This is a genomic window from Labrenzia sp. C1B70, assembly GCF_000475395.1.
GTDB classification, from domain to species: Bacteria; Pseudomonadota; Alphaproteobacteria; order Rhizobiales; family Stappiaceae; genus Roseibium; species Roseibium algicola.
This window is the reverse complement of sequence record NZ_AXCE01000004.1, coordinates 191101-210954: the sequence shown is the minus strand read 5'-3', so window position 1 is coordinate 210954 and position 19854 is coordinate 191101. Positions and strand designations below refer to the sequence as shown.

The 19854-nt window shown below is 59.6% G+C and carries 20 protein-coding genes; 6 read left to right on the top strand and 14 right to left on the bottom strand.

Going from position 1 to position 19854, the window contains the following annotated elements; genetic code table 11:
- Positions 1-296 precede the first annotated feature (296 nt).
- Both rplS and trmD read right to left on the bottom strand, forming a co-directional pair.
- The gene (gene rplS / locus Q666_RS39245; RefSeq protein WP_023002488.1) at positions 297-767 is read right to left on the bottom strand and encodes a 50S ribosomal protein L19; all 471 of its coding nucleotides are present in this window, start codon (positions 765-767) and stop codon (positions 297-299) included.
- Positions 768-990: 223 nt separating this feature from the next.
- Positions 991-1701, bottom strand: coding sequence for a tRNA (guanosine(37)-N1)-methyltransferase TrmD (gene trmD, locus Q666_RS39240; protein WP_031269998.1), 711 nt, complete (start codon positions 1699-1701; stop codon positions 991-993).
- Positions 1702-1882: 181 nt separating this feature from the next.
- Between trmD and Q666_RS39235 the strand changes: the two genes are divergently transcribed.
- Positions 1883-2416 (top strand): antibiotic resistance protein VanZ, encoded by a 534-nt coding sequence (locus Q666_RS39235; RefSeq protein ID WP_023002486.1) that lies wholly within the window; start codon positions 1883-1885, stop codon positions 2414-2416.
- Here Q666_RS39235 and rimM read toward each other — a convergent pair.
- The 9 genes from rimM to dctP form a co-directional block, all read right to left on the bottom strand.
- Positions 2365-2919 (bottom strand): ribosome maturation factor RimM, encoded by a 555-nt coding sequence (gene rimM / locus Q666_RS39230; protein ID WP_023002485.1) that lies wholly within the window; start codon positions 2917-2919, stop codon positions 2365-2367. The two genes, Q666_RS39235 and rimM, sit on opposite strands and share 52 nt — an antisense overlap.
- Positions 2920-2969: 50 nt before the next feature.
- Positions 2970-3368, bottom strand: coding sequence for a 30S ribosomal protein S16 (gene rpsP / locus Q666_RS39225; protein ID WP_023014459.1), 399 nt, complete (start codon positions 3366-3368; stop codon positions 2970-2972).
- A gap of 19 nt (positions 3369-3387) precedes the next feature.
- Entirely contained in the window at positions 3388-3711 is a 324-nt protein-coding gene (locus Q666_RS39220) for a chorismate mutase (RefSeq protein WP_023002483.1), read from the bottom strand.
- Complete coding sequence (gene ffh / locus Q666_RS39215) at positions 3708-5249, bottom strand: signal recognition particle protein (RefSeq protein WP_023002482.1); 1542 nt, start codon at positions 5247-5249, stop codon at positions 3708-3710. The genes Q666_RS39220 and ffh overlap by 4 nt, the downstream gene beginning before the upstream one ends.
- 354 nt (positions 5250-5603) lie before the next feature.
- Complete coding sequence (locus Q666_RS39210; RefSeq protein ID WP_023002481.1) at positions 5604-6218, bottom strand: exopolysaccharide biosynthesis protein; 615 nt, start codon at positions 6216-6218, stop codon at positions 5604-5606.
- A gap of 134 nt (positions 6219-6352) precedes the next feature.
- Positions 6353-7225: an isocitrate lyase/PEP mutase family protein gene (locus tag Q666_RS39205; protein ID WP_023002480.1), complete on the bottom strand. Its 873-nt coding sequence runs from the start codon at positions 7223-7225 to the stop codon at positions 6353-6355.
- A gap of 10 nt (positions 7226-7235) precedes the next feature.
- Positions 7236-8510, bottom strand: coding sequence for a TRAP transporter large permease (locus Q666_RS39200; protein ID WP_023002479.1), 1275 nt, complete (start codon positions 8508-8510; stop codon positions 7236-7238).
- Positions 8507-9001: a TRAP transporter small permease gene (locus Q666_RS39195; protein ID WP_023014458.1), complete on the bottom strand. Its 495-nt coding sequence runs from the start codon at positions 8999-9001 to the stop codon at positions 8507-8509. Before Q666_RS39195 ends, Q666_RS39200 begins: the two co-directional genes overlap by 4 nt.
- A gap of 149 nt (positions 9002-9150) precedes the next feature.
- Entirely contained in the window at positions 9151-10143 is a 993-nt protein-coding gene (gene dctP, locus Q666_RS39190; protein ID WP_023002477.1) for a TRAP transporter substrate-binding protein DctP, read from the bottom strand.
- 252 nt (positions 10144-10395) lie between these two features.
- Here dctP and Q666_RS39185 point away from each other — a divergent pair, with 252 nt between their 5' ends.
- Positions 10396-11835 (top strand): TrkH family potassium uptake protein, encoded by a 1440-nt coding sequence (locus Q666_RS39185; RefSeq protein ID WP_031269993.1) that lies wholly within the window; start codon positions 10396-10398, stop codon positions 11833-11835.
- 159 nt (positions 11836-11994) lie between these two features.
- On the opposite strand, the gene Q666_RS39180 is transcribed toward Q666_RS39185, so the two are convergent.
- Together Q666_RS39180 and Q666_RS39175 are read right to left on the bottom strand one after the other, a co-directional pair.
- Positions 11995-12225: a hypothetical protein gene (locus tag Q666_RS39180; protein WP_023002475.1), complete on the bottom strand. Its 231-nt coding sequence runs from the start codon at positions 12223-12225 to the stop codon at positions 11995-11997.
- A 417-nt stretch (positions 12226-12642) separates the two neighbouring features.
- Complete coding sequence (locus tag Q666_RS39175) at positions 12643-13314, bottom strand: YggS family pyridoxal phosphate-dependent enzyme (RefSeq protein WP_023002474.1); 672 nt, start codon at positions 13312-13314, stop codon at positions 12643-12645.
- A gap of 257 nt (positions 13315-13571) precedes the next feature.
- Between Q666_RS39175 and Q666_RS39170 the strand changes: the two genes are divergently transcribed.
- The 4 genes from Q666_RS39170 (at position 13572) to holA (ending at position 18680) form a co-directional block, all read left to right on the top strand.
- The gene (locus tag Q666_RS39170; RefSeq protein ID WP_023002473.1) at positions 13572-14279 is read left to right on the top strand and encodes a transporter substrate-binding domain-containing protein; all 708 of its coding nucleotides are present in this window, start codon (positions 13572-13574) and stop codon (positions 14277-14279) included.
- Between the two features lie 152 nt (positions 14280-14431).
- A complete protein-coding gene (leuS, locus tag Q666_RS39165; protein WP_031269991.1) occupies positions 14432-17053 on the top strand; it encodes a leucine--tRNA ligase in 2622 nt (873 codons plus the stop codon).
- The gene (locus tag Q666_RS39160; RefSeq protein ID WP_031269989.1) at positions 17040-17615 is read left to right on the top strand and encodes a hypothetical protein; all 576 of its coding nucleotides are present in this window, start codon (positions 17040-17042) and stop codon (positions 17613-17615) included. Before leuS ends, Q666_RS39160 begins: the two co-directional genes overlap by 14 nt.
- A 24-nt stretch (positions 17616-17639) precedes the next feature.
- Entirely contained in the window at positions 17640-18680 is a 1041-nt protein-coding gene (gene holA / locus Q666_RS39155) for a DNA polymerase III subunit delta (RefSeq protein WP_023002470.1), read from the top strand.
- A gap of 258 nt (positions 18681-18938) precedes the next feature.
- Here the strand turns inward: holA and Q666_RS39150 are convergent, their stop codons facing one another.
- Positions 18939-19844 carry a ParB/RepB/Spo0J family partition protein gene (locus Q666_RS39150; RefSeq protein WP_023002469.1) on the bottom strand — a complete coding sequence of 302 codons (906 nt, stop codon included), beginning with the start codon at positions 19842-19844 and terminating at the stop codon, positions 18939-18941.
- Positions 19845-19854 lie beyond the last annotated feature (10 nt).

The window sequence follows — 19854 nt, the reverse complement described above, 5'->3', positions numbered from 1 at the left end:
CCTCGGTCCATCCGAGCAAACGGTCAAACGGTCTAAAGTTTGCGAAATGCCCGGTGATGCCCGTCGCGGCGCGTCCTGCCGCAAGGGTCTATCCTCGTTTATCGTAGCTAGTGAATGACGCAGCGCCGCCTGAAGGTCAAGCGTTCCGAGTTGAGCTGAATTCAACTCAGATTGACCGGCGCAGGAAGAACGGGGCGCAAAACCCCGGATTTGCATCGGGCTGCGCCGGGGTTTGGCGCAAACGCAAAAAAGGCGGCCCGAAGGACCGCCTTTTCGAAACGTTTTGCCGGGCCGGCTTATTCGGCTGCGTTCTCTGCAGCTTCCTTGGCAGCGGCCTTGGCTTCTGCAGCAGCTGCCTTGGCAGCAGCCACTTCCGCACGCACTTCTTCGTTGAGGCGCTTGGAACGAGCATTGGTGTTTTCGACGATACGGGCAGACTTGCCGCGACGGTCGCGCAGGTAGTAGAGCTTCGCGCGACGGACTTTACCGCGGCGAACCACTTCAACGCCTTCCAGCATCGGGGAGTAGACCGGGAAAACGCGCTCGACGCCTTCACCGTAAGAAATCTTGCGAACCGTGAAGCTCTCGTTGATGCCGCCGCCGGAACGGGCGATGCAGACGCCTTCGTAAGCCTGGGTACGGGTACGCGTACCTTCGGTGACCTTCACGTTGACGCGAACGGTGTCACCAGGAGAAAATTCCGGCAGCTTGCGCTGCTCTTCGATTTTCGCCATTTCCTCAGCATTGAGCTGCTCGATGATGTTCATGGCATATTTCCCTTTTGAATTACAAAGCGGTCAGAGCGTTTTCCGGTTTTGGCCGGAAACGGGTTCACCGACTTTGGGCCATGTTGCTTGTCGGCTGGACTTTCCTGATTTTCCGGTCCTTTTGGTCCGGTTCAGGACGCAGGTCTTTCCAAGGAAAAGAGACAACTTCACCCAGCTTCCGCGCGCATATACAGGAAATTTGCGCCACTGTCATGCGGATTCTTCAATCCAGGTCGTCTTCATCCGCCATATAGGCATCCCAGAGATCCGGCCGCCGCTCGCGTGTCAGGCGCTCGGCTTCGGCCATGCGCCATTCGTGGATCTTCCGGTGATTGCCCGAGGTCAGAACCTCGGGAATGGTCAGGCCTTCGAACTCGGCCGGCCGCGTGTATTGCGGGTGTTCCAGCAGGCCACCTTCGAAGCTTTCGGTTTCCGCACTGTCCATGTTGCCCATGACGCCAGGGATGAGCCGGACAACAGCGTCCAGCATGGTCAGCGCGCCGATTTCGCCGCCGGACAGGATGTAGTCGCCGACGGAGACTTCCTCCAGACCGCGCGCGTCGATCACCCGCTGGTCGACCCCTTCGAAGCGGCCGCAGACGATGACTGCGCCAGGGCCTTCGGCAAGTTCATGCGCACGGTCCTGGGTAAAGGGCGCCCCGCGCGGGCTCATCAGGAGCCGCGGGCGCGGGTCCTCAGCGGGGGCCGCCGCATCAATGGCCCTGGCCAGGATATCGGCCCTGAGCACCATACCGGCACCGCCACCGGCCGGCGTATCGTCAACGGAGCGGTGCTTGTCCGTCGCGAAGTCGCGGATCTGGCTGGTTTCCAACTGCCAAAGCCCCTTGTCCAGCGCCCGGCCCGAAAGGCTGTGGCCCAGGGGCCCTGGAAACATGTCCGGGTAGAGCGTCAGAATGGTTGCCTTGAACGTCATTACGCCTGTCAGTTCTGCTGATTGGCCGGTATGCCCGGGTCCAAAACCGCTCATTGGTTAACGAGCCGTTTACCGCTTTCCTAAAAACCTGTCGAATTCTTCAGGGTAGCCGCCGGAAAGAAAGCTCTGATTAAGGCTCGCAGTATAAAGTGGCAAGAGCGTTTCAATCGGGTTTATTGCCGTGGCAAAATTTCCAGTCCTGCGTTTCAAGCTTCCCCGTTTCATTCAGGTGCATGTCGACCGCCACTATCTCGACATTTCCCTGAGCCGCGTGCTGCCCCTGTTCGCCTTGATGACCTTCGGCGTGCTGGCCGGCCTTGTGTTCAACACCGGCGTCGGCCACCCCTATGACAAGGTCATCCATATCGGCTTTTTCGCACTTCTGACCCTGTCGATCCATGCGCTGTTCTGTTGCCGGCTGCGTATTTCCGCCGTCGTCGCCTTCGGCATGGGCCTGGCGGGTGAAGTGGTGCAAGGCTTCATTCCCCACCACGAAATGTCGTTGCAGGATGCCTTTGCCAACGGGATCGGGGTTGCACTGGTCGTCGCACTGATTGCGCTGAAGCGTTCCGAGGTTCGGCAGGCTGCCCGCCAGGACGTTCCCGCGGAGGAGCGCGAAGAGCTCAACCTACGCAAGATGGGCTTGCAGCCCGTGCCAACGCGTTACCTGTCCGGCTCGTCTTCAGAAGGCTCAGGAGCTCCTTCGGAGAAGTAATCCTCCGGCAGCGAAGCGCTGACCCGGCCGTTCTCCAGATCGATCTCCGGCACGAATTCCTTCGTGAACGGAACATAGAAGCTGCGGCCGCGTTTTGGCCGGACTTCCAGCAGATCGCCGGCTCCGAAATCCTGCACCGCAATGATCTTCCCGAGTGTCTCGCCAGTCTGGTCGAGCACATCGAGGCCGGTCAGGTCGGAATAGTAGAATTCGTCTTCTTCAGGTTCGGGCAGCTGGTCACGGTCGATAAAGAGATCGACACCGTTCAGCTCTTCCGCCTGGTTGCGGTCCGCGATCCCCTTGAACTTGGTGATCACCACCGTCTTCTGCACCCGCGCCCGTTCCACCTCGAAGGAACGTTTGCCGTCCCGGGTGGTCAGAATGCCATAATCGGCAAAGGAAAGCGGGTCATCGCCGTAAGGTTTGACCCGCACTTCCCCGCGAATGCCATGCGCCGCACCGATCTTGGCCATCAGTACCTTCTGATCGTCCTTGGACGTCATCTCAAAAGGCTCCCTGGCCAATGTCTTCCGGTGCGGCTTGGCGCATCTGCTTATTCGGCAGCTGCTTCTTCTGCCGGAGCGGCAGCAGCTTCAGCGGCAGCAGCAGCTGCTTCTTCTTCAGCCTGACGCTTGGCTTCAACGCGTTCCTTCGCCTTTGCGCCCAGCTCGGCTTTCTTCGGGTTGTTGCGCGGCTCACGCTTCAAGAGGCCGGCAGCATCCAGGAAACGGTGAACGCGGTCGGTCGGCTTTGCGCCGCTGTCCAGCCAATGCTGAATACGCTCGACGTTCAGGGTCACGCGGTTTTCGGAATCCTTCGGCAGCATCGGGTCGTAGGAACCGACCTTTTCGATGAAACGGCCATCGCGCGGGGAGCGGATGTCAGCAACAACGATGCGGTAATACGGGCGCTTCTTGGAACCGCCACGTGCCAGGCGAATTTTCGTAGCCATTTTTATGTCTCCAGTTTGTTCAGTTGCCGGCTTCAGCGGCAATGGCTTCGTGGTGCCGGATCACTTCCTTGACGATGAAGTTCAGGAATTTCTCGGCAAAGTCAGGATCGAGGTTGGCGTCGCCCGCAAGCTGGCGCAGCCGTTCGATCTGAATTTTCTCCCGCGCCGGATCAGCCGGCGGCAGGTCGTTGGTGGCTTTCAGCACACCCACTTTCTGGGTGCACTTGAACCGTTCGGCGAGCATGTGAACAAGAGCCGCATCAATGTTGTCGATGGACGCCCGAAGAGCCTTCAGTTCGCGCAAGGCGGGGCTTTCACCCAGCTTGTTCTCCGCTTCGCTCATCGTTTCTTGCCTTTGCCCATACCCGGAAACCCGGGAAGTTTCGGACCGCCGAGGCCCGGAAGGCCCGGCATGCCCATGCCTGGCGGCAGACCGCCGCCCAACCCGCCGGGCAGGCCTTTCGGCATTTCCATGCCGCCCGGCAACTGGCCGGACTTGGCCATTTCTTCAAGCTGCTTGGGATCGACATCCGGCATTCCGCCGCCGCCAAGGCCGCCCATCAGCTTGCCCAGCATGCCTTTGCCCTTGCCCATCTTCTTCATCATGTCCGCCATCTGGCGGTGCATTTTCAGAAGCTTGTTGACGTCGGCAACATCCATGCCCGACCCGGCTGCAATACGCTTCTTGCGGCTGGCCTTGAGCAGTTCGGGCTTCTGACGCTCGGCCGGTGTCATCGATTCGATGATGGCGACCTGACGCTTGAACATCTTGTCGTCGATGTTCGAGGCCTCGATCTGCTTCTTCATCTTGCCGATGCCCGGCAACATGCCCATCATGCCGGACATGCCGCCCAGCTTTTCCATCTGGCGCAGCTGCTCGGCGAGATCTTCCAGGTCGAAGTGACCCTTCTGCATCTTCTTCGCCATTTTCGCGGCCTGTTCCGCGTCGATGGCTTCTGCAGCCTTTTCCACCAGCGAGACGATGTCGCCCATGCCCAGGATGCGGTCGGCGATCCGGCGCGGGTGGAAGTCTTCAAGTGCGTCTGATTTTTCGCCGGTACCGATCAGCTTGACCGGCTTGCCGGTGACCGCCTGCATGGAGAGCGCCGCACCGCCGCGGCCGTCGCCGTCCATACGGGTCAGGGCGATACCGGTGATGCCGACGCGCTCATCGAAACTCTGCGCCAGGTTGACGGCGTCCTGACCGGTCAGGCTATCCGCCACCAGCAGGATTTCATGCGGCTGGGCAGCGGCTTTCACCTCTGCCATTTCAACCATCAGCGGCTCGTCGATGTGAATACGGCCAGCGGTGTCGAGCATGACCACGTCATAACCGCCGAGCTTGGCGGCGGACATGGCCCGCTTGGCAATTTCGACCGGGCCCTGGCCGGCAACGATCGGCAGCGTGTCGATGTCGTTCTGCTCACCCAGAACCTTCAGCTGCTCCTGGGCAGCCGGACGGCGGGTGTCGAGCGATGCCATCAGCACCTTGCGCTTGTCGCGCTGGGTCAGGCGACGGGCAATCTTGGCCGTGGTGGTGGTTTTACCGGAGCCCTGCAGACCGACCATCATGATCGCCACCGGTGCCGGAGCGTTCAGGTCGATCGGATGGGCTTCTTCACCGAGCATCTCGACCAGCTGGTCATGAACGATCTTCACGACCATCTGGCCCGGGGTCACGGACTTGACCACCTCGGCACCGACGGCGCGATTGCGCACCTTGTCGGTGAAGGAACGTACGATCGGCAGCGCAACGTCGGCCTCGATCAGCGCGCGGCGGATTTCGCGCAGCGCCTCGTTGACGTCGTTCTCCGACAGCGCACCGCGGCCGGTGAGCTTGTCGAAAATACCGCTTAATCGATCGGACAGGCTTTCAAACATCAGTAGTCCTTGAATAGTCTCGGTTTCGGGAAGTCTCCCGAACCATATGGGCAACCGCCGGTCATTTCCAACCGGATCAATCCGCGCAAAGCAGTTTGACACCCGAGGGCGCAACGCGCTGTCGGATGTTAACCTCCGGGAACTCTTTACACCTTTGCGGGTCCCGGTCGGCGGATCGAAATTTCAATCACTCATATGGAGTTCGCGGGGATATGCCCGAAACCCGGGCAAGAGTCAAGGAAGCGGCGGAAATTCCCGTTTTCCTTGATCCGGATTTCTGTCTCTACACCGTCATCCCGTGGCTTGACCATGGGATCCATGCCGTTTCGTCTTGTCGAACATCTGGTTTTCGGTTCAGGCCATGAACGCTTGGGTACTGATCGCAATCGACGTCAGGATGGCGATGGTGAGCAGCACCGCGGCCAGACCCAGCAGCAGACCGAAGATGACGACCAGTCCGTCGCGCTCGACAATGCCGACGCCGGCGATGAACAGCGCGACCGCCGGAAACCAGCCGCTGAGCGGCACTGGCAGAAACAACGTGAAAGCAATGACGAACAACGCAAGCCCGAGCAAGCGCTCATGTTTTCGTGCAAACAGACCTTCGTACCGGTGGGCCAGCACACGCTCCAGCCGCATTGTGACGGGACGCAGGCGCACCATCGTTCGACGCAGCTTGTTGTGATTGAGCGACAGGCGTGCAAGCGGCCTGGGCAGTTTCACGTGCGGAAAGCCGAGCACCATCTGAAACGTGGTGACGAGCACCGGCAGACCGGTGACGAGCGAGGAGCCGGGAGGCAACGGCAGAAGCGTCAGCAGGGAAAACAGCACGATCGCCCAGCCGAACGACGTCTCGCCCAGCGCCAACAGCAAATTGCCGAGCGTCAGTGTGCCGTCCCGGTGCTGGTCGCGCGATGTCCGCAGGATCGGCAGCGACAGCGAAGGTCTTCGGCGTCTTTCGCCCTGCATTCAAGATTTCCGTTACAGCTTCTGAGTCGCGCAGGGTCTAACATTCCATCTGCAATAAATCCAACGCCGAGTAGCACGGGTTGGCGTATTTTGCAGTTCGGCAGAGCGACCGGGTTCCGGACAGTCCGGCGGCATCAATCCCGCTTGGACGTCTCGTATTTGGCCGAAACCTCATAATAGTCGTTGAAGCCGATCCGGTCCCGAAGCTCCTTGAAGTCCATGAGATCCGGTGTGCGGTCCTGGTCGCTCTTCAGCTGCTGCAACGTCGCGACCATTGCCTTCATGGCGCTGGCCATCAGGGTCAGCGGATAGGCGGCAATGGCGTAACCGATGTCCCGAAGCTCTTCATGCGAAAGGTCGGGAGTTTCGCCGCCTTCCACGATGTTGGCCATCTTCGGACCCGGCAGTTCCCGGCAGATTTCCTGCATTTCGGCAACCGTCTTGGGCGCCTCGACAAACAGGATATCAGCACCGAGTTCCTTGAACTTTGCCGCCCGGGCAATTGCCTCGGCAAGGCCGTGCTCATGACGGGCATCGGTCCGGGCAAGGATCAGGATATCGGCCCCTGCCTCCTTGGCATCCTGCGCCGCCCGGATCCGGTCAAAGGCTTCCTCGCGCGAAACGACCGCCTTGCCCGGTGTGTGACCGCAGCGTTTCGGAGCCACCTGGTCCTCGATCATCACGGCCGCAGCGCCTGCCTTGGCCATGCCGGTCACGGTCCGGCGCACGTTCATGGCATTTCCGTAACCAGTGTCGCCATCCGCCAGCAGCGGAATCCGGACCGCATCGGTGATGTTGCGCGCCTGATCGAGCACTTCGCCATAGGACATCAGCCCCAGATCCGGCTGCCCGATCCGCGATGCGGAGGCGGCAAAGCCGGACATGAAGGTGAGATCGAACCCTGCCTGCTCGATCAGCTTGGCGGACAAGGCATCATAACAGCAAGGCATGACGTGAAGTTTCGGCTGCTCCAGCAGCGCGCGAAGGGTAGCTGCCGGTGACGGCATGACAAAAACCTCAGAACTTGAATGGCAGATAGAGCGCGAGATCGGTCCAGACATACAGGATCGCGACCGAAATCAACATGATCACCAGGAACGGCAGCACGCCACGGGAGACGTCGGACAGCTTCGATCGCGCGACTGACTGGATGACATAGAGATTGAGCCCGACCGGCGGTGTGATCAGGGCGCATTCCACCATGACGACCATGTAGACGCCGAACCAGATCGGATCGAAGCCCAATGCCATGGCTGCCGGCAGCAGTACGGGCGTCATGATCAACACCATGGACAGCGCCTCGAACACCAGCCCCATGATCAGAAGCACGATCGACACCACGATGATGAATGCGAGCGGCGTATCGATGGTCTGGCCGATGAAGACCGAGATATCCTGCGGAATCCGGTAAAGCGTGATCGCCTTGCCGAACACCTTGGCCCCGGCAATGATCAAGACGATGGCAACGGTCGTCACCATGGCATCGAACGCGGCTTCCTTCAGACCCTGCCAGGTAAGCGTACGCAGGATGGGCCCGGTAATCAGCAGCGCCACGGCAAAGCCGATGGCTGCAGCTTCCGTCGGTGTCGCCGCGCCGCTGTAGATGGCGCCGATAACAACAAGCGCCAACAGGATCGACGGAAATGCCCGCACTGTTGCCCGCATGCGCTCGTCCCAGCTTGACGCCGGCTCCGGCGTGTAGCCGCCGAACCAGCGGGCATAGACCATGGAAAAAACGATGAAGAACACCACAAGCATAAGGCCCGGGCCAACACCCGCCAGGAACAGCGCGATCACCGATTGTTCGGTAACGAAGCCATAGACGATCATCGGGATAGACGGCGGGATCAGAATGCCGAGCGTGCCACCGGCGGCAAGCAGGCCGTAGACGAATTTCCGCTCGTAGCCGCGCTGGATCATTTCGGGGATCGCAACTGTTCCGATGGTGGCGGCCGTTGCCACAGACGATCCGGAAATGGCTGCGAAGATGGCGCAGGACAGGATGGTCGCGACGGCCAGTCCACCCGGCCAGTGACCGACCCAGGCATGAACGGCGGCAAAGAGATCCCGCCCGACCCCGCCTTTCAGCAGGATGTTGGACATCAGCAGGAACAGCGGTACCGCCAGAAGAATGAAGCCATCCAGGGTCGACAGGATCGCCTGGGGCGCCATCAGCGGCGAGAAACCACCGAGAATGAGCATTCCAAGGCCGAGACCGCCCAGCGCGAACGCCACCGGCACGCGGATCAGCAACAAGGTGAACAGCGAAGCGAGAATGAGAACCGTCGTCATTCCATCACCACCGCTTCATGATCGCCCGACTTGGGCTTCTGGCCCAGCTCAATGAGGGCCTGCACGAACAGAAGCGCAAACCCGACAGGAACGGACAGTTCGGAGATCCACATGGGAAGGTCCAGCATGGAGCCCGAGGTGCGGCCTCGCTCGAAGGAATCGTAGAAGATCCCGCCACCCTTCCAGGCGACCAGGATGCTGAACACCGCAACAAAGCCCATGGCAACCACATGGCAGGCGCGGCGCCAGCCCGGGCTCAGCTGGTCTGTCAGCGCATCAACCGCAATGTGCCGACCGGCTTTCAACAGCCATGGCATGGCAAGCATGGTGCCCCAGATCAGGCACAGCTGAGACAACTCCGACGCCCAGATGGTCGGTGCAACGAAAAGATACCGGGCCAGAACTTCATACGTGAGCATGCAGCCCACGGCGACGAACAGCAGCGCGGCGATCCAGGCAAAGGCCTGAAGAAGAAAATAGAAGGCTTTCATGAAACCATCTGTCGATCGAGCAATCGGCAAGGCCGGGAAAAGACGGCCGGTGAAACCCGGTCGCGAAAAGACACCGGAACTCCGGCATCCGTGACTGGAAGCGGCCAGCATGACCGCGGCCGCTTCCGTCGTTCAGGATCCGCGGACCGTCAGAATTTCTGAGCGGCTTCGAGAACCTGCTTGCCGAGGGGGCCCGCTTTTTCGACGAAGTTGTCGTAGACCGGCTGGCTTACGCTTTTCCAGGCGGTCATTTCTTCTGCGGTCGGCGTGTAGATGGTCATGCCGTTCTGCTCCGAAATCTCGTAAGCTTCAGCTTCGATCTGGGACATCCGATCCCGCACATCGGCTTCCGCCTTGAGGGCAGCAGCCTCGATGATCTTCTTGTGCTCATCCGGCAGGCCGTTCCAGAAATCGGTGTTCACCACGACGATGAACTCGATATCCGCATTGTTGGTCACGGTGATCGTGTCCATGACTTCCCAGAGCTTGCGGGATTTCACGCCGGAAACGCCGGTCATGCCGATGTCCACGGTGCCGCGCTGGTAGGCCAGATACTGTTCGGAACCGGAAATCAGCGTCGGCGCACCGCCGGCAACCGTGACAAAATCGCCAAGCGTCTTGCCGAAGACGCGAACCTTCTTGCCTTTCAGATCTTCCGGGGTTTTCAGCGGTCCGCCATTGGACAGCATGATGGAGCCGCCATAAGCCTGCCACCACAGAACGGTGGAACCGGTTTCCGCGATTGCCTCATCCAGCGGTCCGCGCACCGGAGATCCCTTGGCTACGGCCGCACGAACCTTTTCTTCCGTGTCGAACAGGAACGGCTGATAGAAGACGTCGACGGCAGGAATGTCGCCGACATAACGCGTCAGCGACGCAACGCCCATTTCAATGGAGCCGCTGCCGACGGCTGCCGGAACTTCGTTGTCCTTGTAAAGCTGAGCGGAATCGTAGATCTCCACGGCAATGTCGCCGTTGGAGTTTTTCTCTACTTCTTCCTTGAAGAGCTGCAGATTCTGGCCGAGGTGGCTCGTCAGAGGCAATTGCAGCGAAATGCGCAAGGTTGTGTCTGCTGCTTGTGCCGAACCGGCTGCCAGGCCAAGCGCCATTGCCGCGCCAAGCGCCCAGGAAAGTACTTTCATGTTTTCCTCCCAAATTTATGAAATCACTCTGGCAAAGCCTCCCGGTCCGGTCAACATGAACTGGCGTATAGGTGTGTTTTAGAAGCAGTTTTGCCGATCGCCCGCAGGTCAGCTACCCTGCCGGTCATTCCAGGCGATTGGCAGGCCTAAAACCCGACGGCCTTGCTTTTTGCGGTGCACAGGCAGATAACGACAGTCTTTTGACACACACGCCTGCTGTCCTGACAGCCGACCGTTGCGGACGTCCAGTCTATGAATTATCGCGCCATTGCTTTGCCAATCGGACGATTGCTCATCCTGATTTCAGTTCTGATGATCGTTCCGGGTATCGCGGATGTGTTCGCCAGAAACTCGGACTGGCAGGTCTTTCTGGTATCGGCCCTGGTTCTTGGAACCGCAGGCTTGCTCATGACCATGGCTTTCCAGGGAGAACAGCCGCCGAGCCACTTTCGCGAAGCGATCCTGTTCGTCAACGCCGCCTGGTTCACCTTCTCCTTCGCCGGTGCCGTACCCTTCTACTTCAGCGGCCTCGGCATCAGCTTCACAGACGCCTTCTTCGAGACCGCCTCCGGCCTGACCACAACCGGTTCGACAATCCTGACGGGTCTCGACACTCTGCCGCCGGGCATTTTGCTGTGGCGGGCGCTGCTGCAATGGGTTGGCGGCATTGGCGTGGTTGCCATCGGGATCTGGCTTCTGCCGGGCTTGCGCGTTGGTGGCAGCCAGCTCTTCGCGCTGGAATCGTCTGAAAATACCAGCAAGCCCTATGGTCATGTCGGCCCGTTCGTCTATCGGCTGCTGGCCCTTTATGCCGGACTGTCGATTGCCTGCGCCACGCTCTACCTTCTGTGTGGAATGACCTTTTTCGAAGCGGTGATCCATTCGATGACCACTGTCTCGACGGGAGGCTTCTCCACGTCCGACCAGTCCTTCGGCCAATTCGACGGCCTCGCCGTTTACTGGGTCGCCTCGGTGTTCATGCTGGGATCCGCTGTGCCGTTCCTCTATCTGATCCGGAGTATCGAGCGACGGCATTGGGTAAAAGACGTCCAGATTATGCTGCTGCTTGCCATTGTCGCCGCAGCTTCGATCAGCGTGTTCCTGTTCGAGCGGTTCATCGGACATGACACGCCGTTCCAGATGTTCACATTCGCGGTCTTCAACGTGGTTTCGGTGATCACCACCACCGGCTATGCCGCCAACGACTACCTGCAGTTCGGTCCGCCCGTGATCGCGATTTTCTTCGTGCTGACGTTCTTCGGCGGCTGTAGCGGCTCCACGTCCGGAGGCTTCAAGATGTTCCGGATCGCAATTCTGGGCAGTTACATCCAGGGCCTCTTCCGACGGATGATCCGGCCACACCGGGTGGTCGAGCCGAAATACCAGGGTCGGGCCGTGTCAAATCCGGTTCTGGAAGGTGTGCTTGTCTTCGCCGTTCTTTATGCGGGCGCTTTTGCGGCGTTTTCGCTGGTCTACATGATGCTCGGTCTTGATCTCGAGACGGCGCTCAGCGCCTCCATCACAGCCCTTGCGAATGTCGGTCCCGGCGTTGGCGATACCATTGGTCCGTCCGGTACGTTCCAGTCCCTGCCGGATCTCGCCAAATGGTTTCTGGCGGTTCAGATGATCCTCGGTCGACTGGAAATCCTGGCAGGTATCCTGCTCCTGACGCCGGATTTCTGGCTGGACTGAAGCCTGGCCCGACCGGGTTGGCTCAATTGTTCGAGTAAAGTTCGAAAGTCCCCTTCAAAACGGAAAACCACCGCCGGCGTGACCTTACCGACGGTGGTCTTGTTCGGGCAATCTGGCTGCTGACGCAGCCGACGGGGGGTTTGATTGCCCGAAGCCCGGTTACGGCTGGACGGAGGAGAACTCTTCCGGATCCAGAAGGCTGTCCTGATTGCTGTCAGCCGCGTTGAATGCATCTTCGGAAAGGGTCGGGACGGCTGCCGCGATTTCCTCGAAGCTGACATAACCGTCCTGATCGAGATCCACCGCCTCGAACGACATGCCCTGGGCAAGAGCTGCGGAAGACGCGGTAAAGGCACCGATCAGAAGAGCAGCAGTAAGACGTTTGGACATGATATGACCTCCAATGGTTTGGGTCTTGTCAGGTGTCCCGTGTGCCATTCGGCTTTGGGCTCACCTGTCGTTCCGTCCGTTCGCCAGGCCCCTGCGACCCGTCGAACCGGAACGAGACAAACACTGCGGGCCGATCGCGACCGGCAAAGGGCAGCTCTTTGAAACCTTCGCGGCAATGTTGTGTTCCGCCATGGGGATCAGCCACAGGTCGGTCAAACTACCGTCATTTTTAACGATTTTGGGCAGTTCTGGGGCTTCCGCTGGAAAAATCAGTCTGAATATCTATTTGATTTTATTTATAAATTCGAAACAAACTGGTTGAAACGGCTATCCATGCTTCGGTTCGCGACCAGTCCTGCAAACCGAAGCAATACCAGTCCCGGTCTGATTGCCGTTCCGTGAAACGGCAGGCTCTGATCAGGTGTAGTCGCGCGAGCCGAAGATGGCGGATCCGACACGCACGTGCGTGGCCCCAAAGCCGACCGCGACCGGATAGTCGGAAGACATGCCCATGGAAAGCTGCTCAAGACCATTGCGGGCGGCGATTTTTTCCAGAAGCGCGAAATGTTCGCCCGGTGCTTCGTCGACCGGCGGAATGCACATCAGGCCGACAATGTTGAGCCCGACATCTTCCTTGCACTCTTTCACGAAGGCATCGACATCCTTCGGTGCGATGCCTGCCTTCTGGGGCTCTTCACCCGTGTTTACCTGAATGAAACACGGCAGATCCCTGCCCTGCTTTTCCATCTCGGCTTTCAATGCCCTCGCGATTTTCGGCCGGTCAACCGTATGGACGACATCAAAGGTCGCGACCGCTTCCTTGGACTTGTTGGATTGCAGCGGGCCGATCAGATGCAATTCGATACCATCAAAGTCCTCGCGAAGCCCCGGCCACTTGTGCATGGCTTCCTGCACCCTGTTTTCGCCGAAAACCTGCTGACCTGCCTCAAGCACCGGGCGGATCTCGTCCGCTTCGAAGGTCTTGGAAACCGCAATCAACGTTACCGACCCTTCCGGCCTGCCGAACTCGGCTTCGGCACTTCTGATATCTGCCTGGACGTTTGCCAGTCGGTCTGCTGCGGAGGTCATCAGTTGGTCCTTCAAATTGTCAGGTGCTCTGCCGGATCGCGCGTTCCTTCTCATAGGCCCGGTCGCCCCTTGATCTCAAGTGGTCTTTGCAAAGACCCAAGCAACCTGACGTGAGTGCACAGCCGGTGAATTTTCACGCCAGGTATTCAATCAGGTTCACCTTTTCCTAGAGGTTTGCCGATAGTGTCTCGCCGCTTGCATCAAATGAAGATGGAGGGCCCGGTGTGAGGCAACTCGGTTCATTTATCTGCATACTGATGTTGTTCTGCTTTCTGTACGTTCCTGCATCGCGGAGTGAAACCTTCACGTTCGCGGTTGGCGAATGGCCGCCTTTTATTGGCGCGAAGTCACCGGGCTTCGGAAGCCACACCCAGATCGTCAGGCGCGTAATCGAAAAAGCCGGGCATCAGGCGAAATTCGACTTTCTGCCCTGGCAGCGATCGTACCAGATGGTCAGGAACGGGACTTACGCCGCAACCTTTTCCTGGTCCTACACGGATGAACGAAGCGAGGAATTCTATTTTCCCGAACGACCCGTCGGACTGGCGACCTACGTACATTTTTACAAGAAAGACCGGTTTCCGGACGGCATCGGGCCACTGAGCTTCGATGATCTTCGCAAGGAAGGGCTCTCCGTGGTCGCGGTCAGAAACTACTGGTATGAAGACATGCTGGAGGCGGCCGGTGTCACTGTTGAATATGTGTCGACGGAACAGCTTGCCTGGTCGATGCTTCTGCACGAACGGGCCGATGTCTATATGGAGAGCACGGAAGTCGGCATGATCCGGAAGGCCGTGTTCCTGGGTGACGAAGCAAGCCTGCTCGTTCACTCCCCCACCTTCCTGGAAGTGCCCATGTATCCCATGTTCAGCAGGAAGCACCCGGACGGGCGGCGCCTGTTGGAAATCTGGGAAGCTTCAAGCCCGCCTGATCCCGAAACAACGCCGGAAGCGGCCATCCGATAGCTTTACGAATGCGGCGTTGCGAAATAAACAGGCATCTGCAAGATCAATCTCTTCTCACATGTTGACCCCGGACGCGATTTCTGGTGACAGTCCGGCAGTCAATCTTTCAGGAAATCCGCCGGATCCGGCGGCAAGAACAAACGGCACATTTGATGGCAACGGAACGGTACAATGCGCGCGAAGTCGAAGCGCGCTGGCAAAAGGTCTGGAACGACAAGGACGTCTTCGTCACCCACAACGACGATCCCCGCGACAAATACTATGTCCTTGAAATGTTCCCCTATCCGTCCGGCCGCATCCACATGGGCCACGTGCGCAACTACGCCATGGGCGATGTTGTTGCCCGTTACAAACGCGCCAAGGGCTTCAACGTCCTGCACCCGATGGGCTGGGACGCTTTCGGCATGCCGGCGGAAAACGCGGCCATGCAGAACAAGGTTCATCCCAAGGACTGGACCTACGAAAACATCGCCACCATGCGCGACCAGCTCAAGATCATGGGCCTGTCGCTGGACTGGAGCCGGGAATTCGCGACTTGCGACGTCGCCTATTACACCCAGCAGCAGCGGCTTTTCCTGAAGTTCCTGGAGGCCGGCCTCGTCTACCGCAAGAACGCCAAGGTCAACTGGGACCCGGTCGACATGACGGTTCTGGCCAACGAACAGGTAATCGACGGTCGCGGCTGGCGCTCCGGCGCTCTGGTTGAGCAGCGCGAGTTGACCCAATGGTTCTTCAAGATTTCCGATTACTCGGAAGACCTGCTGGAGGCGATCGACACGCTCGACCGCTGGCCGGACAAGGTGCGCCTGATGCAGAAGAACTGGATCGGCCGCTCCGAAGGCCTGCGTGTGCGCTTCGAGTTCACCGAGGCTGCGCCCACCGGCGACAAGACGCTGGAAATCTTCACCACCCGTCCGGACACGCTGTTCGGTGCGTCCTTCATGGGCCTGTCGCCGGATCATCCGATCTCGACCAAGCTGGCGGAAAGCAATCCGGAGCTGAAAGCCTTCATCGAAGAGTGCCGCCGGGTCGGTACATCCGAAGAAGCAATTGAAAAGGCAGAGAAAAAAGGCCTCGATACCGGTCTGCGCATCAAGCACCCGCTGGATGCCTCCATCGAGCTGCCGGTGTATGTCGCCAACTTCATCCTGATGGACTATGGCACCGGCGCCATCTTTGCCTGCCCGGCACATGACCAGCGCGACCTGGACTTCGCCCGCAAATACGGCCTGCCTGTCACGCCCGTCGTGCTGCCGAAGGATGCCGATCCGGCAACCTTTGATATAGCCGACGAGGCTTTCACCGACGACGGCACCATCTTCAACTCCGACTTCCTCAATGGTCTTTCCATTCCGGACGCCAAGGAAGCGGTGGCCAAGAAGCTGGAAGAGATCACCGTCGACGGCGCATCCCAGGCAGAACGCCAGGTGAATTACCGTCTGCGCGACTGGGGCATTTCGCGTCAGCGCTACTGGGGCTGCCCGATCCCGGTCATTCATTGCGACGATTGCGGTGTGGTACCGGAGAAGGACGAGAACCTGCCGGTCCAGCTGCCGGACGACATCAACTTCGACAAGCCCGGTAATCCGCTCGACCGTCACCCGACCTGGCGCAACACGTCCTGCCCGAAATGCGGCAAGCCTGCCCGCCGCGAATCCGATACCATGGACACCTTCGTGGACAGTTCCTGGTACTTCGCCCGCTTCACGGCGCCGGACTGCGATCAGCCGACCGACCCGGAAGCCGCCAACGGCTGGCTGCCGGTGGACCAGTATATCGGCGGTATCGAGCATGCCATCCTGCACCTGCTCTATTCCCGTTTCTTCACGCGGGCGATGCAGAAGGTCGGTGCGCTTGATCTGAAGGAGCCGTTCAAGGGCCTGTTTACACAGGGCATGGTCACCCACGAGACCTATCGCGTCGGCGAAGGTGCGAACGGGCGCTGGATTGCCCCGTCCGAAATCCGTATCGAGGATGTCGACGGCAAGCGCCGCGCGGTTCTTGTCGAAACCGGTGAAGACGTTGCCATCGGCTCCATCGAGAAGATGTCGAAGTCGAAGAAGAACACTGTCGATCCGACCGACATCATCGACACCTACGGCGCCGATACCGCCCGCTGGTTCATGCTGTCCGACAGCCCGCCGGAGCGGGACGTGATCTGGACCGAGGACGGCGTGCAGGGTGCCTGGCGTTTTGTCCAGCGCGTCTGGCGCCTGATCGGCGACATTGCCGAGAAGATCGAACCTCGTGGCGGCAAGGCACCGGAAGTCGACGGCAAGGCGCTTGATCTGCGCCGGGCCAGCCACAAGACCCTGGCGGCCGTTTCCGCCGATCTGGAAGGCCTCGGCTTCAACAGGGCCGTGGCCCGCCTCTATGAGCTGGTCAACACCATCAGCAAGGTCTTCAACGAGGGCGAAGCCGATGCCGGCACCGAATATGCCGTACGTGAGGCAGCCGACTACCTCGTGCAGATGATGGCTCCGATGATGCCGCACCTGGCAGAAGAATGCTGGTCTGCACTCGGCCACGACAATCTGATTTCGGAAGCAAGCTGGCCGCAGGCCGACGAGGCCCTGCTGTCCGACGACACCGTCACCTACCCGATCCAGATCAACGGAAAGAAACGCGGTGAACTGACGATTGCAAAAGAGGCTTCCAAAGACGAGGTCGAAGCGGCTACCTTGGCCCTCGACGCAGTCAAGAAGGCTCTTGAAGGCAAGGCGCCGAAGAAGATCATCGTGGTACCGCAAAGGATCGTGAATGTCGTTGTTTAACAACCTCTTCCAGAGCAGCGGCGCGTTGCGTCGCGCTGCCCTTTGCGCCGGACTGGCAGCTGCCATGGCTCTGGGCGGATGTCAGGTCCGCCCGCTTTACGGCAGCAGCACGGGCGACTTCGGTTCCCAGCCCTCTCCCGTAGCGGCGGAACTTGCGGCGATCGACCTGGAATCCATCTCCAGCCAGTACGCCAACGACGATGCATCGCGTGTTCTCTACAATGAACTGACCTACCGGTTCGAACGTGGGGCAGGCTCTGGTGCCAAGAAATATCGTCTCAAGGTGTTGATGGACATCGGCAGTTCGGAAGTCGGTGTTGAACAGTTCTCCGACGTGCCTTCCGCCTACACGACCACGATGAACTCGACCTTCGTCCTGAGCGATCTGGCGACCGACGAGACCCTGATGACCGGCCGGGCGTTCAAATCCGCTTCCTACGACTTCTCCAACCAGCGTTTTGCCAACACCCGTGCCTATCGTGATGCTCAGGAACGTGTTGCCAAGGCAGTTGCTGACGATATCGCAGCCCGGATTGCCGGCTATTTCGCCAGCCAGTCGTAACACTGACCCCGGAGGCAAACGGCCGTGACCGTCCTCAAAGCCGCGGAGATTGACCGTTTCGTCGCCAATCCCCCGGAAGCTGGCGGCGTTGTCCTGATCTTCGGTCCGGATACCGGACTTGTATCGGAACGCGCCACCCGCCTCGTCAACAAGGCCTCCGAAGGCGAAAGCGATCCGTTCAATCTGGTCAAGCTTGATGCATCTGATCTCGGTTCGGATCCGAATCGGCTGATCGACGAAGTTCTGACCGTTCCGCTTTTTGGTGGCCGCAGGATCGTCTGGGTGAAGGATGCTTCCTCCCGCAATCTCAATCCTGCAGTCGAACCCGTTCTGAAGCTGGACGACTGGCAGACGCTGGTGGTCCTTGAGGGCGGCGACATCAAGAAGGGCGTCGGCCTCAGAAAGCTGATCGAATCGCACAAACGCGCCGTTGCGCTGCCCTGTTATGCCGACAATGACCGGGGCATCGACCAGTTGATCGACGAGGAAACCCGCGAAGCCGGTCTTTCGGTTACCCGGGAAGCCCGGGCAGCACTGCACAGCCTGCTGGGCGGTGATCGCATGGCCAGCCGCGGTGAGCTGAAAAAACTCTGCCTCTATGCCCTCAACAAGGGCCGGATCGACAGCGAGGATGTCGAGGCTATCATCGGCGATGCATCCGCCTTCGAAATGTCGGAGCTGATTGATGCTGCAGCATCGGGAGACCTTGCCTTGCTGGACCACGGGCTGGAACGGCTCGCGGAAGCCGGCTCCAAGGCCTCGGTGATCGCCAACCAGACATTGAAGCATTTTCAACATTTGCACCGGATGCGAATCGATATCGAACCGGGCAAAAACGCCCAGGCCGTCGTCGATGGACAGCGACCGCCTATCTTCTTCTCCCGCAAGCCGAAATTCACCCAGCAGCTGCGGATCTGGTCCCTGACGGATCTGGAACGCGCCATGGACATTTTGAGCGAGGCTACACGCATTTCCCGCCTCAACGATGCCCTTGGTGTACCCGTCCTCTCCGAAGCTCTCCTGAAGCTCGGCAGAGCCGCCAGAGCGCGGCAACAGCGGCGCTAACGAGCTTACCTGCTCCTCTCCCTGAGTCTCCCTGTATTCTTGGCGTTCACTCACACGCCTCCCTCATCCTGAGGAAGCGCGCAAGCGCTGTCTCGAAGGATGGACGGCAACCACCGGGACATGTGGGCCATTCTGCGAGACGGGCCTGATGACAGTCCTCAGGATGAGGGATGTTGGGATTACAGGCTGGCAAAATCAAAACAAAAAAGCCGGAGCAATAATCGCTCCGGCTCTAAAATTTAAAATAAATTCAATATCTTAGCGCGTCTCAACGCCCAGCTTCTTGCAGATCTCGTCGAGCTGTTCCAGCGACGTGTACTTGATTTTCAGGTCACCCGATTCCTTGCCCGGCTTGTGGCCGACGGTGACTTTCAGACCGAGCGTGTCGGTGAGGCGCTTTTCCAGAGCCTTGGTGTCGGCGTCCTTCGGGGCCTTCTCGGTCGGGTTCTTCTGGCCCATCAGTTTGGCGAGAGCATCCGGGTCCTGGGCGATCTTTTCGGTCTCGCGGACGCTGAGGCCTTTTTCGACGATCAGATCGGCAAGTGCGCTCGGGTCCTCGATGGTGATCAGCGCCCGGGCGTGGCCGGCCGTGAGCAGGCCTTCGTGCAGATAGTCCTTTACCGAATTCGGCAGCTTCAGCAGGCGCATGGTGTTGGCCACGTGGCTACGGCTCTTGCCGATCACCTTTGCAAGTTCGCCCTGGCTGTAGCTGAACTCGGCGGTGAGCTGCTCATAGCCCATCGCTTCTTCGATCGGATTGAGATCGGCACGCTGGACGTTCTCGATAATGGCGAGCTCAAGCGCTTCCTGATCGGTCACGTCCCGAATGATGATCGGTGCTTCGTGCAGCCCGGCCCGCTGTGCGGCCCGCCAGCGGCGCTCGCCGGCGATGATTTCGAAACGATTGGCCTTCCCTGCCGCCGGACGTACCAGGATCGGCTGGACGATGCCTTTTGCCTTCAGGGACTCGGAAAGATCCGCCAGGTCTTTCTCGGTGAAGGTCTTGCGCGGGTTGCGCGGGTTGGGCTCCAGATGTTCGATCGGCACCCTGCGGGAGTCGCGAATGATCTTTTCCGGCGGTGCGGCCGCTTCGGGAGCCGAATCCCCGATCAGCGCCGCCAAACCACGGCCCAAACGCTTGTTCTTGACGTCTCTTTCCGCCATACCGCACCTT

What these genes read in the sequence shown, in the direction of transcription:
- rplS (WP_023002488.1), bottom strand. Translation starts at nt 767, where the DNA reads ATGAACATCATCGAGCAGCTCAATGCTGAGGAAATGGCGAAAATCGAA.
- trmD (WP_031269998.1), bottom strand. Translation starts at nt 1,701, where the DNA reads ATGACGTTCAAGGCAACCATTCTGACGCTCTACCCGGACATGTTTCCA.
- rimM (WP_023002485.1), bottom strand. Translation starts at nt 2,919, where the DNA reads ATGACGTCCAAGGACGATCAGAAGGTACTGATGGCCAAGATCGGTGCG.
- rpsP (WP_023014459.1), bottom strand. Translation starts at nt 3,368, where the DNA reads ATGGCTACGAAAATTCGCCTGGCACGTGGCGGTTCCAAGAAGCGCCCG.
- Q666_RS39220 (WP_023002483.1), bottom strand. Translation starts at nt 3,711, where the DNA reads ATGAGCGAAGCGGAGAACAAGCTGGGTGAAAGCCCCGCCTTGCGCGAA.
- ffh (WP_023002482.1), bottom strand. Translation starts at nt 5,249, where the DNA reads ATGTTTGAAAGCCTGTCCGATCGATTAAGCGGTATTTTCGACAAGCTC.
- Q666_RS39210 (WP_023002481.1), bottom strand. Translation starts at nt 6,218, where the DNA reads ATGCAGGGCGAAAGACGCCGAAGACCTTCGCTGTCGCTGCCGATCCTG.
- Q666_RS39205 (WP_023002480.1), bottom strand. Translation starts at nt 7,225, where the DNA reads ATGCCGTCACCGGCAGCTACCCTTCGCGCGCTGCTGGAGCAGCCGAAA.
- Q666_RS39200 (WP_023002479.1), bottom strand. Translation starts at nt 8,510, where the DNA reads ATGACGACGGTTCTCATTCTCGCTTCGCTGTTCACCTTGTTGCTGATC.
- Q666_RS39195 (WP_023014458.1), bottom strand. Translation starts at nt 9,001, where the DNA reads ATGAAAGCCTTCTATTTTCTTCTTCAGGCCTTTGCCTGGATCGCCGCG.
- dctP (WP_023002477.1), bottom strand. Translation starts at nt 10,143, where the DNA reads ATGAAAGTACTTTCCTGGGCGCTTGGCGCGGCAATGGCGCTTGGCCTG.
- Q666_RS39185 (WP_031269993.1), top strand. Translation starts at nt 10,396, where the DNA reads ATGAATTATCGCGCCATTGCTTTGCCAATCGGACGATTGCTCATCCTG.
- Q666_RS39180 (WP_023002475.1), bottom strand. Translation starts at nt 12,225, where the DNA reads ATGTCCAAACGTCTTACTGCTGCTCTTCTGATCGGTGCCTTTACCGCG.
- Q666_RS39175 (WP_023002474.1), bottom strand. Translation starts at nt 13,314, where the DNA reads ATGACCTCCGCAGCAGACCGACTGGCAAACGTCCAGGCAGATATCAGA.
- Q666_RS39170 (WP_023002473.1), top strand. Translation starts at nt 13,572, where the DNA reads ATGTTGTTCTGCTTTCTGTACGTTCCTGCATCGCGGAGTGAAACCTTC.
- leuS (WP_031269991.1), top strand. Translation starts at nt 14,432, where the DNA reads ATGGCAACGGAACGGTACAATGCGCGCGAAGTCGAAGCGCGCTGGCAA.
- Q666_RS39160 (WP_031269989.1), top strand. Translation starts at nt 17,040, where the DNA reads ATGTCGTTGTTTAACAACCTCTTCCAGAGCAGCGGCGCGTTGCGTCGC.
- Q666_RS39150 (WP_023002469.1), bottom strand. Translation starts at nt 19,844, where the DNA reads ATGGCGGAAAGAGACGTCAAGAACAAGCGTTTGGGCCGTGGTTTGGCG.